Here is a 14,951-nt window from a genome sequence, read left to right on the forward strand (position 1 = left end):
TTCACAGAAGGTAACGAAGAGAACAAAGGGGCCTGCTTCGTTCCCTTTGTTGCCTTCTGAAAGACTGCTCCAGTTGAGTGGCTCTGTTGCCCTCCGTTCCCTCCTGTGAAAACAGACCGGTCCCTCACGCGCCGCGGCGGGCTTTTATGGCCCATTCGTAGGCGTCGACGTAGCGGCGGGCGTTGGCCGTCCAACTGAAGTCGCGGGCCATGCCCTGGCGGCGGAGCTGGCGGTATTGGTCCGGGCGATCGTAGTAGGTCGCATTGGCCCAGCCGATGGTGTTGTAGAGCGCGGGCGCGGTGGCGTCGTTGAACTTGAAGCCCGTGCCGGCACCGGTGGTTTCGTCGAACTGGTCCACCGTGTCGACCAGGCCGCCGGTTGCGCGCACGATCGGCGGGGTGCCGTAGCGCATGGCGTAAAGTTGGGTGAGGCCGCAGGGTTCGCTGCGGCTGGGCATGACAAAAAAGTCGCTGCCGGCTTGAATGAGACGGGCGAGCTTGGCGTTGAAGCCCACGTGCACACCCACGCGGCCCGGGAACTTCTGCGCCGCGTCGCGGAAGACGGCCTCGATGCCGGCATCGCCGCTGCCGAGAATGGCGAACTGCACGTGCATGCGGCCGAGGATGTGCGGCAACGCTTCGGCGAGCAGGTCGAGGCCCTTCTGGGTGGCGAAGCGCGAGACCACGCCGTAGAGCGCGATGTGCGGATCGATTTCGAGGCCGAGCTGCTTTTGCAGGGCCGCCTTGCAGACACTTTTGCCGCCGAAGTTTTGTGCGCTGTAGCGGCTGGGAATGGCTTGGTCGGTCGCCGGATCCCAGGCCGCGGCGTCGATGCCGTTGACGATGCCGAGCAGGTCGGCGGCGCGGAAGCGCAACACGTGATCGAGGCCGAAACCGCCGTCGCCCGTCTTGATTTCCTCGGCGTAAGTCGGGCTCACGGTGGTGATCTTGGTGGCGTGGTAGAGGCCCGCCTTCATCATGTTCACCTTGCCGTGCGACTCGGTGCTGTCGGAGCGGAACTCGGCCACCGGCACGTGCGCAAAATCGAGCGCGCGACGGTCGCAATAGCCCTGATGTTCGAGGTTGTGGATGGTGAACACCGACGCCGTCTTGCCGAGCGGGCTGTTGCGCAGCGTGGTGTTGAGCAAGAGCGGCACGAAGCCGGTCGTCCAATCGTGGCAATGCACGACATCGGGAATCCAATCGAGCTGCAGGCAGAGGTTGAGCGCTCCGCGACAGAGGAAGATGAAGCGCAGGTCGTTGTCGGGGTGGTCGCCCCAGGGACCGGCGTAGACCTCGGGCCGACCGAAGAGGTGCTCGTGCTCGAGGCAGTAGATCGGCACTTCGGAGCCGGGCAGGTGCGAGGTCCAGGTGCGCGCCCAGTGCGAGGCGACGCCCACGTCGACGCCGAGCGGTTGCTCGCGGGCCTTCCAGTCGTCGCTCAGTTTGATCGAGCCGTAGGCCGGGCAAACCACCCGCACATCGTGCCCCATCGCGGCGAGCGCCTTGGGCAGGGAGCCGACCATGTCGGCGAGCCCGCCAACTTTGACGAAGGGCTCAACTTCGGGCGAAACGAAGAGGATTTTGAGAGCAGCGGAAGCGGGCATGGAAGGGGGGCGGAGAGGCAGTGCGTTTTCTTTCACCACAGAGATCACAGAAGGGCACAGAACCAGAAGGATTAAATCTACGTTATCAGCGTCATCTGCGGTTTAAATTCGAGTTCCCAGACAAAGGTAAAGGGACCGCAGATCACGCGGATAGGCGCAGATGAAGGTCATGGTTTGGCTCTGCGGTCGCTGGGTAATCTGTGGTTAAGCTCCTGCGTTGTTAAGACGATCGAGCAGCGCGGGCAGATCCGAGATGGTCGCAAGCTGGTGGAAGCGGTCGCCGCCCGGTTCGCGGTCGGCGCGGTCGAGCACCCAGGTGTGGGGGTAGGGCACGTGAGCAGCATGCGCGCCGAGATCGAGCACGGGCAGGATGTCGCTCTTGATGGAGTTACCGACCATGAGGAAGGCGTCGCGGTCGATGCCGTGGCGACGCAGGATGCGGTCGTAGGTGGCCGGGTCCTTTTCGGTCACGACCTCGAGGTCGGTGAAGTGCGGGTCGAGCTGCGACAGGCTGAATTTGCGGCTTTGGTCGCGCAGGTCGCCCTTGGTGATGATGAGCATGCGGTAGCGGCCGGTGGCGGCGAGCGTGGCGACGGTCTCCGGCACGCCGTCGAGGATCTCGACCGGGTGGTCGAGCATGTCGTGGGCGAGGGCGATGATCTCGCGAATCTCGGTCGCCGGAATCTGGCCGTCGCTCAGCTCGATGGCGGTTTCGATGGCCGAAAGGGTGAAGCTTTTGATGCCGTAGCCGTAGCGCCCCAGGTTGCGGCGTTCCGTCGTGTTCAGCGTGTCATCGACCTTGGTGGCATCGTGGTAGTGCGAGAGGAGTTCGCACAATTTGCCGTGGGTGGCGACGAAGAGTGTTTCGTTGTGCCACAGCGTGTCGTCGGCATCGAACCCGATGGTTTTGATCATTGGCGCAGCACCTTTGCCAGCGGCGTGCGAGGACGGAAGCGAAAAGAAGATGCCGGGCGCGGCCCCTACGAAAAACCCCCGCACCGGCGAACCGATGCAGGGGCGTTTTGCTTCTTATCATCATCGGCCCGGCGCGGGCCGCGGGGCGACTATGGCGCCGGGGAAAGGGGTGTGGTCGGGCGAGCCGGCCAGGGCGTCGCGGTGCGCGCACGGGGGCGGCTGTCTGCGGTCGCGGTGCGTTTGCGGAGGGCCCTGTCGAGTCGTGCGGTGACTTGGTTGACGGCGAGGTAGGGATCGGCGGCCGACGCGAGGCGCTGCAGGGCCGAACCGGCGGACTCAACGCGTGCGCTCACGACAACAACATCGGGCGCGGCCTGGCGGAGCTCGAGGTGCACGGCATCGATGCGCGGCGCGTGGCGCAGCAGGCGGCCGGCCTTCAGCACGATGTGATGGCGCAGGGCGTCGGTAAGGTTGAGGTGGATACCCGCCGCCGTCAGCCGGTCGCCGAAGCGATGGAAGGTGCGCGGGTCGTGAGTCGAGGTCATGCCCTATAAGACTCCTGAGGGCGGACTTGGATTCCTTACAAATATGAAATGTTTGGCGCGATCCCGGCGGAAGGGCTGCGCCCGCGGGCATAAAAAAACCGGCCGCGCGAGGGCGGCCGGTGGAGAGGAAAGGGGGCGGAGCGGGAAGCGCTCAGTCGACCTTGGGCAGGTTGGCGTCGAGCTCGACCGGACTCGGATGGTTGCGCTTGCTCAGGCGGTCGGTGGAGCGCTTGCGGATGAGGCGGTCGAGTTCCTTCACGGTTTTGTCGATGGCGGCGTAGGCGTCGTCGCCGCTCTCGCCGGCGATGAGGTCGGGGCCTTGGATTTCGATGCGTCCCTTGGCGGTGAACTGGCCGTGGTGGGACTTGGTTTCGTGATACTCGATGTCGATGCGGATACGGACGATTTGCGGCTCGTGGCGGAGGAGTTTGGTCACCTTCTCCCGGACGTGCGCTTTGATGCCGTCGGTGAGGTCAAGGTGGATGCCGCTGATGATGAGTTTCTCGTCAATAACTTCGGGGGGGATTTCTTGGATCATGGGAAAAAGGTTCACATGCGAGGGGTTCGCAATCGGGAGGGGCAACCGTAGCCCGTGAAGCGGGGGTTGCAAGGGCGGGTTACACGTAGGTTACGGGCGTTTGGGAGATCGGCTTAAGGCCAAAGGCGAACCGACGCCGTCCGGAGGTCGGCGTCCACCTTTGGCTTGCGGGGTGGACGCGGACGTCCCCGACCGCGTTGGCCGGCGCCTTACTTCTTCTTGTTCAACGCGGCGGTGAACCAGTCGCCGCCGAGGCTGGTGCCAAAGCTGCCGCCGCCGCGGTTGCCACCACCACCACCGCCGCCGAAGGAGCGGTTGCCGCCGTCGCGACGTGGGCCGCCGGGGCTGCGACGGTCGTTGCCGCGGTCGCGATTGCCACCGCCGTTGCCGCCGCCGGATTTGGCGCCGAGCTCGGGGTTGCTGCGCATGCTCAGGGCGATGCGGTTGCGGGGCAGGTCGATGTCGGTGACCGTGACGGTGACCTTCTGGCCGGGCTTCACGTGCTCGGACGGGTCCTTCACAAAGGTGTCGGCGAGTTGGCTCACATGCACGAGGCCGTCCTGGTGCACGCCCACGTCGACGAAGGCCCCGAAGGCGGTGACGTTGGTCACGATGCCGGGCAGCTTCATGCCTTGTTTGAGGTCCTCCGGTTTGTTGACGCCCTCGGCAAAGGAGAAGGCTTCGAACTGCTGGCGCGGGTCGCGGCCCGGTTTGGCGAGTTCGGCCACGATGTCCTTCAAGGTCGGCAGGCCGACGTCGTCCGACACGTAGTTCTCGAGTTTGATGCGGGCGCGCGCTTTGCCGTCGGCGATGAGGTCGGCGACGGTGACACCGAGGTCGGCCGCCATGCGTTCGACGAGGGCGTAGCGCTCGGGGTGCACGGCCGAAGCGTCGAGCGGGTGGGCGCTGTCGCGGATGCGCAGGAAGCCGGCCGCCTGTTCAAAGGCCTTCGGCCCGAGCCGAGGCACTTCGAGCAACTCGGCGCGCGATTTGAAGGGGCCGGCGGCGTCGCGGCGCGCCACGATGGCGGCGGCGGTGCTGCTGTTGAGGCCGGAGACGTAGGAGAGCAGTTGTTTCGAGGCGGTGTTGAGCTCGACGCCGACGCCGTTCACGGACGAGACCACGGTGTCGTCGAGCGAGCGCTTGAGGGCGTGCTGGTCGACGTCGTGCTGGTATTGGCCGACACCGATGGACTTGGGGTCGAGTTTCACGAGTTCGGCGAGCGGATCCATCAGTCTCCGGCCAATGGATACAGCGCCGCGCACGGTGATGTCGTGGTCGGGGAACTCCTCGCGGGCGACCTCGGAGGCGGAGTAGATGGAGGCGCCGGATTCGTTGACGAGGACAACGGGGATGGACGGCGGCAGTTTGAGTCCGCGGATGAAGGCCTCGGTTTCGCGGCCGGCGGTGCCGTTGCCGATGGCGATGGCCTGGACTTTGAAGAAGTCGATGAAACCGCGGACCTTTTCCTCGGCTTCGACGGCGTGGCGGTCGGGGTAGATGACGTCGTGGTGGAGGAGTTTGCCCTGGGCGTCGAGGAGCACAGTCTTGCAGCCGGTGCGGAAACCCGGGTCGATGGCCATGACGGCGCGTTGGCCGAGGGGCGAGGCGAGCAGGAGCTCGCGGAGGTTGTCGGCGAAGACCTTGATGGCGTCGGCGTCGGCACGCTTTTTGGAATCGAGACGCATCTCCGTTTCCATGGCGGGGAAGAGCAGGCGTTTGCCGGCGTCCTCGACGGCGAGACGGACCTGTTGGGCGGCCGGGTTGGAGGCATCGCCGGTGACGTAGAGGCGCGAGAGTTCGGCGAAGGCGATCTCCTCGTCGGCGAGTTGCACGCGCATCATGAGGAAGCCCTCCTTCTCGCCGCGGCGCATGGCGAGGACGCGGTGGGACGGGGCCTTGGCGAGGGGCTCGGACCAGTCGAAGTAGTCCTTAAATTTCGCGCCCTCGGTTTCTTTGCCGTAGAGGACTTTGCTGGAAACGGTGGCCTGCTCGGCGTAGAGGGTGCGGAGTTTGGCGCGGGCGTTGGCGTCGTCGGACACGCGCTCGGCCAGGATGTCGCGGGCGCCGGCGAGCACGTCGGCGATGGTTTCGAGCGTGTTGGTCTTGGTTTCGTGCGTGACCGAGTTGCCCACGTAGGTCGCGGCGGCGGCTGCGGGATCGAAGGACGGGTCCTGCGCCCAGAGCTGCTCGGCGAGGGGTTCGAGTCCGAGCTCCTTGGCAATGGTGGCGCGGGTGCGCTTTTTCGGGCGGAACGGCAAGTAAATGTCCTCAAGCCGGGTGAGGCTGGTGGCGGCGAGCAGTGCCTTTTCGAGCTCGGCGGTGAGGAGGCCGCGTTCCTTGAGGCCGGAGAGGATGGCGGTGCGGCGTTCGTCGATGGCGCGGAGGGATTCCAGGCGGTCGCGGATGGTGGTGATGACGACTTCGTCGAGGGAGCCGGTGACCTCCTTGCGGTAGCGGGCGATGAACGGAACGGTGGCGCCCTCGGCGAGGAGTTGCGCGGTGGCCGCGATCTGGGCAACGGGCAGGGAAAGCTCGTCGGCGAGTTGGAGAACGTGTTCGGGGTTCGGGGTGTTGGCGGCGGCCGCAGAGGTGGACATAAACGGGGAAAAAGGGTCCGAGAACATGCCCTGCGCGGCAGGCCGCAAGGGCGAAATGGCGGCGGAGAGGCAGGTCTTATTTTTACCACGGATGGACACGGATAAACACGGATGCGCTCCACTACCGTTTCGCCTCTCAACACCTTTCTCGTTTCTTTGACCTCTGTGGTGAATGCCTACTTTGCCCGGAGTTTCAGTGCGTAGCCGGTAGGCGAAGCCATCCGTGTGTATCCGTGGTAAAAAAACCCGGTGCGTCAGCCCTCCGAATTCCTTTGTTTCCTTCTGTAAAAACCCCGCCCTGCAGGCATCCTGTTCGGCATGTTTCCACAGCATGTGATCGCTCGTAAGCGGGATGGGAAGGTGTTGGCGCCGGAGGAGATCGCGGCCTTCGTGCGCGGTGCGACCGACGGGTCGTGGGCGGACTACCAACTCACCGCCATGCTGATGGCGATTTTCCTCAACGGCATGACCGCCGAGGAGACCGCGGCCTACACCCGGGCGATGATGAACTCCGGCGTTGTGGCCGACCTTTCGCACGTCAAGGGGATCAAGGTCGACAAACACTCCACCGGCGGTGTGGGTGACAAGGTTTCCCTGCCCCTCGCCGCCATGGTCGTCGCCTGCGGCGTGCCTGTGCCGATGATCAGCGGTCGCGGCCTCGGCCACAGCGGCGGGACGCTCGATAAGCTGGAATCGATCCCGGGCTTCAACGTGAACCTCTCGCTCGACGCCTACCGCGAGCAGGTCGCGCGCATCGGTTGCGCGCTGATCGGCCAGACCGCCGACCTCGCGCCATCGGACAAAAAACTCTACGCCCTGCGCGATGTGACCGCGACGGTTGAGTGCGTGCCGCTCATCTGCGGTTCGATCATGTGCAAGAAACTCGCCGAGGGCATCGACGGCCTGGTGCTCGATGTGAAATACGGCCGTGGCGCCTTCATGAAAGACCTCGACCGCGCCCGCGAACTGGCCGGTGCCATGGTCGAGATCGGTCAGGCCATGGGCAAAGACGTGCGCGCGCTGATCACCGCCATGCACGAACCGCTCGGTCGGGCGGTGGGCAACGCCGTCGAAGTCGCCGAGTCCATTGCCTGCCTCAAAGGCAAGGGTCCGGCCGACCTCATGGAGGTCACCACCGCGCTCGGCGTGGAGATGCTGCTCATCGGCAAGGCCGCCAAGGACTCCGCCGAAGCGCAGGCCATGCTCGAAGGCGTCGTGCAAAGCGGCGCGGCGCTGAATGTGTTCCGCTCCGTCATTGAAGCGCAGGGCGGCAACCCCGAGGTTTGTGACGACCCCGACGGCCTGCTCCCGCGCGCTGCGCAACGCGTGCCCCTGCAAGCCGCCCGCGCCGGCGTGGTGCAGGACGTCGACGCGATGGCCGTGGCGCTTGCCGCGCTCAAACTCGGCGCCGGCCGGGCGCGGGCCGAGGATGACGTCGACCACGCCGTCGGCATCACCGATCTCGTGAAGATCGGCGAATCCGTTGAGCACGGCCAACCGCTCTGCGTGGTCCACGCCAACGACGACGACACCTGGGCCGCCGCCGAGGTGATGTTGCGCGACGCCATCGTCATCGGCGACGGCCCGGCGAAAGCGCCACCGTTGATCGCCGATCGGATCGGGTAGACGAGCGGTGCCCAAACCACGCGGTCGGGGACGTCCGCGTCCACCCACGGATCGGAAGGTGGACGACGACCTCCGGACAGCGTGAGTGCGGCTCGCCCGGCAGTGCAAGGCGGCCTCACACGAGGTGAGGCCCGACGAGGTGGGGTGCTTTGGCGGTTACCCGTAAGGCTCGATCTTGCGTCGAGCGGCGTCGGATCGGTTCCGTCCCTACCGCGACACTGCCCGGCGCAAGATCGAGCCCTACGGGATTCGCAGCTCAGGCGGCCTCGAGGAAATGTTCGGGGCCGCGCGAATTGGTCGCGACGAAGGAGGCGGCGGCCGGGGCGGGCGATTCTTCACCCGGCTCAGCCGCCGACGCGGACGCTCCCACGCCGCCCATGATCTGCAGGATGCGGGCGTGGGCGGACAGGCTGTAGCTCTTGGCCGCGAGTTCCTGGGCGCCGGCGGCGCCGGTTTCGGACACTGCGGTGATCTGGTGGATGGCGGTGGCGTTCTCGCGGGCGCGCAGTGATTCCTGGCGCAGGATCTCGACCTGCTGGGTGCAGGCCTCGGCCTGGTTGAGGGCCAATTCCGTCAGGCCGCGCGCGTGGTCATCGATCGTGGTGAAAGCATCCCGGATCCTTTGGCCGATCGCTTCGCAACGGCGGGTGGTTTCAATCGAGTGATGGATGCGGTCGGCGGATTCCGACGCGGCGTTGGCGCTGCGTTTGGCGAGCTGGCGCACCTCGTCGGCCACCACCGAAAACCCGGCGCCCGCTTCGCCGGCCCGGGCCGCCTCGATGGCGGCGTTGAGGGCGAGGATGTTGGTCTGGAAAGCGATTTCGTCGACGGTGGCGAGGATGCGCTGGATGTCGTCGGATGCGGTGGCGAGTTCGCCGATGCCGGTCACCAGATCCCGCACATCCGCCTGCGCGGCTTCGGTGCGCAGGTGCGTGGTCTCGGCGGACTGGGTGATCTCAAGCGTGCGGCGGTGGTAGGCTTCGGCGCCGCGGCCGACCTCGTTGAGCGCGTTGGTGTTGGCCTCGACGGCGGCGCTGAGTTCGGTCGCACACGCGGCGAGTTCGTTGGCGCTGTGGGTGGCGGCGTCGGCGTTGCGGCGCACCTCGTCGGCGTCGCGGCCGAGGTCCGCGGCGATCACGCGCAACGGGCTGACCACGCGGCGCTGGATCACCACGCCGGCGACCAGGCACAGGGTGCAGCCGAGTCCGGCGGCCGACCAGAGCAGGGTGGTGACGCGGGCGAGTTTGGCGTTGGCCTGGGTTTCGAAAAGTGCGACGGCGGCGTTGGAGGCCTTGAGCAGGTCGACGTTGCCAGCCAGCAGGGTTTGTAACGCGGCATCGCGGTCGGTCGACGTGGCGTCGGTGGCGCGCAGGACGTCGATGGCGGCGGCAAACGGCGTCCAGAGCTCGCGCACGGCGTCGAGTTGGGCGACGACGGCGGGTGCGGTGGTGGCCGGCAGGCCAAGCTCGGCGTCCCCGTCGCGCAGCCCGTGCAGACTGCGGTCAAACAGGGCGCGGTTGGCGGCGAGGGAATCGGCGACGGCGGGATTGGTGTATCCGCCGTGGGCATACTGCAGGGCCTCTTTGCTCATGCGTTGGCTGAGCATGCGTTGACGGCCCGCGATGTTGATCACGGTGGCGTCGGTGCGGTTGGCGCGCAGGGCGACCTCCACGACGCCGGCGCAGATCAGGAAGCCGGCAGCGAGGAGGGCGAGTTGAGGGAACAGGCGGCGTGAGACAGACGTGGTTTTCACGGCGGTGAGGGACAAAGGCAGGGTTGAGGGCTGTGGCCAGCGACCGCGCTTACGTCACGAGCCGGGAGGCGGTTGAATGGGCGCAGAAATTCCGGGTGAAAATGTGGGTTCCTTCCGATCGGAAGCGGGGTGCAGCCCTCAGGTGATATTAATCGTTTTGCTGGGCTGATTGCAAAATGACCGAGGCTAAACACCGGGGTCTCGGCCGCGGCTACTCCGAGGGTTTTTGGCGGGCCTGCCGAGTGCGGGCGGGCGGGCCGGGGTCGGAAGGGAACGGAGCCTTCGCCGGCAACGTTTCCGGGCTGAAAAAGTGGGCTTGATTAACGCGGAGCAGGTGTTCACGTTGCCCGACCCTCGCAAGAGGCTGGAGACGGGCGCATAGTCTCAGTTGGTTAGAGCGCTTCCTTCACACGGAAGAGGTCACAGGTTCGAGTCCTGTTGCGCCCACCACCGATTTGAATCAAATCGGTGCCCGCCTTGGTGAGTGACCCATAAAAGTGTCAGGTGGCCACGAATAGGGCCATTTTTCTGAGGACACTAATTGGGTCATTATTTTGAAATCACTCCAAATTAGGAACTTAGGAAGTCGGAACTAATGTTTTGCACTTGGCCGTTTTGAAGGGTTTTGTCCTCGAAACCGGGCCATGGACCAACAGACACGCGACGATTTGGCGGTGGTGCGCACTGCCCTGCGAAGGGCCTCTGAGCCCTGGCAAAAGTCGCGACTGCGGATTTTGGAGAGCATGCTCCGGAGCGAGCAAACGACCGATGAAATCGCCAAGTTGCATGGTGTCAGCCGTCGAACGGCCTTCAACTACTGGCGGACGTTCCGGGAGGATGGTTTGGAGGGTATTCTGAAACGCGGAAAGTCGACCGGCCGCCCTCCGACCCTGAAAGGCACCCGGAAGCAGGAGTTCGAAGCCAAGGTCCGCCGCGGGACCTTCGAGAGCACGGTTCACGCCCAAGAGTGGGTTGAAAAGCGAACAGGTAAGTTGTTAACAACGAGGGCAATCAGGAAGATTCGTGATCGAGTTCACAATCCGGGAAATCAGCGAGAGAAGGAATTCTGAGGGTAGTGTTATGTGTTCTCCGAGTTGCGTTTGATAACGCTATAACCAACGCGATCCCTAATTAATTTCGCCCCTCCTTCGATTTCTTCGCAAAGCGCGACACGGAGTTTTAATACACACTCTCCATGTTTCACTGTGAAGTTGTCGCACAGGGTGGCAGTGTGCTCGACCTTTTCGGAAAGCAGGTCGTTCATTAGATTCCAGAGCTCGGGTAGCTTCGATTTGGGGATCGAGGAGTTGTTAAGCTTCACACTCCAAATGATAAATCCGTGTTCATCTCGAAAATTAAGATCACAAAATTCTGATTCTTCGTCTATTTCATGAAGCAGAAGGTCCATCAGCTCCAATACAGCGGGAGAAAGCTTATCAAAAGCTTCAGCAATCGCCGCGGATTCCTCCCTAAGTTCTGGACTCAGCTTGAGCACGTGGGAGTGAGAGTAATTGGTTCGGTTTGAATTGCTTTTCGCAGCGACGCTTAAGTATGCCAGCAGCCCAGAACCGAGAAATTTGGCAACGGTGGACGTATCCGAATCCTCTTCGCTGCCGTCCGTTATAGGGCCAACAAACGCTTCATGTATGTCTCCGTCGATATCTCTATAGACGTCCGTGGAGCCGTCAGCAGCTAGCACTATGCTCATTAGGCCGAACACAAGTCTTAGGGATTTTAGGGTATTTGATATCGTAGGTTTCATTGTGACCAGTCTTCGGCCAGGGCTTCGGCTTGTTCGAGGACGCGGGCTACGGCGGCTTCCTGGCCCTCGGGTGGGTATTTAAACTTCTTCAACAGGCGCTTGATTAGGATGCGCATTTTGGCGCGGACACTTTCCCGCACCTGCCAGTCGACCGTTGTGCTGGAGCGGAGTTGCTCGGTCAGTGCAGTCGCTAGCTGTTTGAGGGTCTGGTCCCCCATCTCCTGCAACACTTCCGGCCTCTCCGCCAACGCGTCGTAGAAGGCGATCTCGTCTTTGTTGAGGCCGAGTTGTTCGTGGCGATCCATCGCGTCGCGGAAGTCCCGCGCCATCGCGATCAACTCTTCGATCACCTGGGCGGTTTCGATGGCGCGGTTGTGGTAGCGCCGTAGCGACTCCAGCAGGCGATCGCTGAACTTCTTTTGCAGCACCACGTTGGTCCGCGTGTGGGCTTTGATGTCGTCACGAAGCAGCTTCTCCAACAGCTCCACCGCGAGGTTCTTGGTGGGCATGTTGCGCACTTCTTCGAGGAAGGCGTCAGAGAGTAGACCGATGTTGGGTTTCTCGATGCCGGCCAGCGCGAACACGTCCATCACGCCTTCCGAGATCACCGCGTTGTCGAGGATGCGGCGGAGGGCGGAGTGCTTCTCCGCTTCGGACAGCTTTCGGTCGACCGTCGTGTATTTGACGATCGCGGCCTTCACCGCGCTGAAGAAGGCGATCTCGGTGCGGACCTTCGCCGCTTCATCCAAGGTGCCGCACAACGCGAAGGCGCGCGTGATGGCCGTTACGAGATCAAGGAAGCGTTTCTTCCCATCCTTCAAACCGAGGATGTGATTTGCCGCCGGCACGAGCAGCGCGGCCGCCTGCTTCTCATACTTGGAGTAGTCGAAACCACCGCCCTCGCGGAAGAGGCCGCGGCAAGCGTCCAGCTTTTCGTTGAGGACGACGAGGAACTCCTCGGCTTTGCGGTTCGGTTGACCGCGACCGTTCGCGTCGGTGTAGGTCTTGAGCGCCGCTTTCAGGTCGTTGGCGATGCCGATGTAGTCCACCACCAGGCCGCCCGGCTTGTCTTTGAAAACGCGGTTCACGCGGGCGATGGCCTGCATGAGGTTGTGCCCCTTCATCGGCTTATCGACATACATGGTGTGGCAGCACGGGGCGTCGAAGCCCGTCAGCCACATGTCGCGCACGATGACCAAGCGCAGAGGATCGCCCGGATTTTTGAACCGCTTCTCCAGCCGCTTCTTTTGCCGCTTGGTTGTCACGTGCGGTTGGAGCAGCGGGATGTCAGAGGCGCTGCCGGTCATCACCACCTTGATGGCTCCCTTTTCGATGTCCGGGTCATGCCATTCCGGTTTCAAGGCAACGATCGCTTCGTAAAGCCGGGCGCAGATCTCGCGACTCATGCCGACGATCATGGCCTTGCCTTCCACCACCGCAATGCGGGCTTCGAAGTGCGAAACTAGGTCCGCTGCGATTTCGTCGATACGATCCTTCGCGCCGACGAGCTTCTCCAATGTCGCCCACATGCCCTTGGTGCGCTCGCGCTGGGTTTCTTCCTCGTCTTCGACGACCTCGTCCACCTCGGCGCTGAGCTTTTCGATTTCTGCCCGGTTCACATCGAGCTTGGCCAGACGGCTTTCGTAGAAGATCTCCACAGTCGCGCCGTCGTCGACCGCGTCCTGGATGTCGTAAATGCTGATGTAGTCGCCAAACACTGATCGGGTGTCGCGATCTTCATTCGCGATTGGGGTGCCGGTGAAACCGATGAACGACGCCATCGGGAGCGCGTCGCGCATGTGCTTGGCGAAGCCGTAGGAGTAGAGACCGGTCTTGGTGTTCAGCTTCGCCTTGAGGCCGTATTGGCTGCGGTGCGCTTCGTCGGAGATGACCACGACGTTGGAGCGCTCGCAGAGTGGTGGGTGTTTCGCCTCGCCCTCGACCAACGAGAACTTTTGGACCGTCGTGAAGATAATGCCGCCGGCCTGGCGCGACATGAGTTTGTCGCGCAGCTCCTCACGGCTTTCGGCCTGCTCCGGAGTTTGGCGGAGCAGCTCATCGGCGGCGCAGAACGTTTCGTAGAGCTGACCGTCCAAGTCATTGCGGTCCGTGACAACGACCAAGGTCGGGTTTCGCATTTCCGGCTGCTGAATGAGTTTCCCGGCATAGCAGACCATCGAGATGCTTTTGCCCGATCCCTGCGTGTGCCAGACGACACCCGCCTTGCGTGAACCGGGTTCGACTTGTTGGCCGTAGGGCGCGCGCGGTTCTTCTGCCCGGTCGCTGACCGTCTCCGCGGCGGCAATCACCGTCACCCGCACGGCTTCGCGCACCGCGTGAAACTGGTGGTAGCCGGCGATCTTTTTGACGATGCGGTCGCCGTCCTGCTCGAACAGCACGAAGTGCTTCAGGTAATCGAGGAAAAGTTCTCGGTCGAAGAAGCCGCGCACGACTTTCTCGATCTCGAATTCAAGCGCAGGCTTGTCGTCCTCATTCTTTAGCGTGCGCCACGGCATGAAGCGCTCCTGGTCGGCAGTGAGCGAGCCGATGCGGGCGGTAAACCCATCGCTGATCACCAACGCTTCGTTGAAGTTAAAGATATCCGGGATTTCGTCCTTGTAGGTCTGGAGCTGTTGGTAGGCCTTCCAAATGTCGGCGTGTTCGTCGGCCGGATTCTTGAGTTCCAGAATGGCCAAGGGCAGTCCGTTGATGAACACCACGATATCTGGCCGACGCGTTTTCTGCGGACCGCGGATGGCGAACTGGTTCACCACCAGGAACTCGTTGGTCTCGACCGTGCCGAAGTCGATGAGACGCAGATCGTGGTGTTTCACAGAATCCCCTTCGCGCCACTCCACGCGCAGTCCGGCGAGCATCAGCTTGTGGAAGTCTCGGTTGCGCTGCTCTGCGACCGGATGATCGAGTTTGAGGAGTCGTTGCACCGATTCTTCGATCACCGCGGCCGGCACCTGCGGATTCAGTCTCTCCAGCGCACGTTGTAGCCGCTGCACCAACACGACCTCCCGGTAGCTCGCACGTTCCGGCGAAGACCCATCATGAGCGATGTCAGGACCGAAGACCGTTTCCCAGCCGCCTTCGCGGAACCAGCCGAGGCACTGTTGTTCGAGTTGGTCTTCGGTGATCATGGCGGAGTCGCTTTGCTATCGCCCGGCGAGGTGCTTCCGAAGGGAAGCTCGGAGGGTTTTGAGCTCCGGGTCCTTAATGCGGAAGAGGGTGGCCTGGTTCATCCTGCCCCGAATGGACTTCGCGAGTGTTTCGGCCTTCTCGTCCCACCATGGATCCATTTTGAGGTGGTTGGTGGGGGCTGCAGGGAGAAAGTAAAGTGACTGGCTATCGACGTTGTGCCGTTCCAGCACGGCCCAGCCGTAGAAGCCGGGGTCGGCGCATTTGGTTGGTGCGTAAAAGAACACGACCGTGTCACCGGTTTCAGGCAGGGACTTGTCCTGCTTGCGACCGTAGCCCCAATGCCACGGTTTCCCTTCCCAGATTTCGTAGCGGAAGGTTTCAGGGGACCAGTCTTGGGCGTTCAGTTGATATAGCCAAGTGCTCATAGTTTGATTGATTCGTAGGTCAGTGTGTCGGGCG

The 14,951-nt window shown here is 63.2% G+C and carries 11 protein-coding genes and 1 tRNA gene; 3 read left to right on the plus strand and 9 right to left on the minus strand.

From position 1 onward, the window contains the following. Positions 1-124: 124 nt before the first annotated feature. From glgA to AC0MRV_RS01635, 5 genes are all read right to left on the minus strand, one after another. Entirely contained in the window at positions 125-1,606 is a 1,482-nt protein-coding gene (gene glgA, locus AC0MRV_RS01615) for a glycogen synthase GlgA (protein WP_472762674.1), read from the minus strand. 204 nt (positions 1,607-1,810) lie between these two features. Beyond that, positions 1,811-2,521 (minus strand): HAD family hydrolase, encoded by a 711-nt coding sequence (locus tag AC0MRV_RS01620; RefSeq protein ID WP_472762675.1) that lies wholly within the window; start codon positions 2,519-2,521, stop codon positions 1,811-1,813. A 149-nt stretch (positions 2,522-2,670) separates the two neighbouring features. After that, complete coding sequence (locus AC0MRV_RS01625) at positions 2,671-3,066, minus strand: HPF/RaiA family ribosome-associated protein (protein ID WP_472762676.1); 396 nt, start codon at positions 3,064-3,066, stop codon at positions 2,671-2,673. 151 nt (positions 3,067-3,217) lie between these two features. Beyond that, on the minus strand, positions 3,218-3,604 hold the full coding sequence (hpf, locus tag AC0MRV_RS01630) for a ribosome hibernation-promoting factor, HPF/YfiA family (protein WP_472762677.1): 387 nt from the start codon (positions 3,602-3,604) through the stop codon (positions 3,218-3,220). A 209-nt stretch (positions 3,605-3,813) separates the two neighbouring features. Then, entirely contained in the window at positions 3,814-6,204 is a 2,391-nt protein-coding gene (locus tag AC0MRV_RS01635; protein ID WP_472762678.1) for a Tex family protein, read from the minus strand. Positions 6,205-6,522: 318 nt separating this feature from the next. On the opposite strand from AC0MRV_RS01635, the gene AC0MRV_RS01640 reads away from it, so the two are divergent. Continuing rightward, complete coding sequence (locus AC0MRV_RS01640; RefSeq protein WP_472762679.1) at positions 6,523-7,830, plus strand: thymidine phosphorylase; 1,308 nt, start codon at positions 6,523-6,525, stop codon at positions 7,828-7,830. A gap of 256 nt (positions 7,831-8,086) precedes the next feature. On the opposite strand, the gene AC0MRV_RS01645 is transcribed toward AC0MRV_RS01640, so the two are convergent. Next, complete coding sequence (locus AC0MRV_RS01645; RefSeq protein WP_472762680.1) at positions 8,087-9,583, minus strand: methyl-accepting chemotaxis protein; 1,497 nt, start codon at positions 9,581-9,583, stop codon at positions 8,087-8,089. 372 nt (positions 9,584-9,955) lie between these two features. Here AC0MRV_RS01645 and AC0MRV_RS01650 point away from each other — a divergent pair. Both AC0MRV_RS01650 and AC0MRV_RS01655 read left to right on the plus strand, forming a co-directional pair. After that, positions 9,956-10,033, plus strand: a tRNA-Val gene (locus AC0MRV_RS01650). Positions 10,034-10,227: 194 nt separating this feature from the next. After that, positions 10,228-10,653, plus strand: a complete 426-nt coding sequence (locus AC0MRV_RS01655) for a helix-turn-helix domain-containing protein (RefSeq protein ID WP_472762681.1) — start codon at positions 10,228-10,230, stop codon at positions 10,651-10,653. Positions 10,654-10,661: 8 nt separating this feature from the next. Here AC0MRV_RS01655 and AC0MRV_RS01660 read toward each other — a convergent pair whose 3' ends face one another. From AC0MRV_RS01660 to AC0MRV_RS01670, 3 genes are read right to left on the minus strand one after another with little or no spacing between them, the layout of a single operon-like run. Then, positions 10,662-11,291 carry a hypothetical protein gene (locus tag AC0MRV_RS01660; protein ID WP_472762682.1) on the minus strand — a complete coding sequence of 210 codons (630 nt, stop codon included), beginning with the start codon at positions 11,289-11,291 and terminating at the stop codon, positions 10,662-10,664. Between the two features lie 50 nt (positions 11,292-11,341). After that, a complete protein-coding gene (locus AC0MRV_RS01665) occupies positions 11,342-14,491 on the minus strand; it encodes a type I restriction endonuclease subunit R (protein ID WP_472762683.1) in 3,150 nt (1,049 codons plus the stop codon). Positions 14,492-14,506: 15 nt separating this feature from the next. Then, positions 14,507-14,917, minus strand: coding sequence for a hypothetical protein (locus AC0MRV_RS01670; protein WP_472762684.1), 411 nt, complete (start codon positions 14,915-14,917; stop codon positions 14,507-14,509). Positions 14,918-14,951: the final 34 nt, after the last annotated feature.

It is taken from the genome of Actomonas spartinae (assembly GCF_051209155.1).
Lineage (GTDB): Bacteria > Verrucomicrobiota > Verrucomicrobiia > Opitutales > Opitutaceae > Actomonas.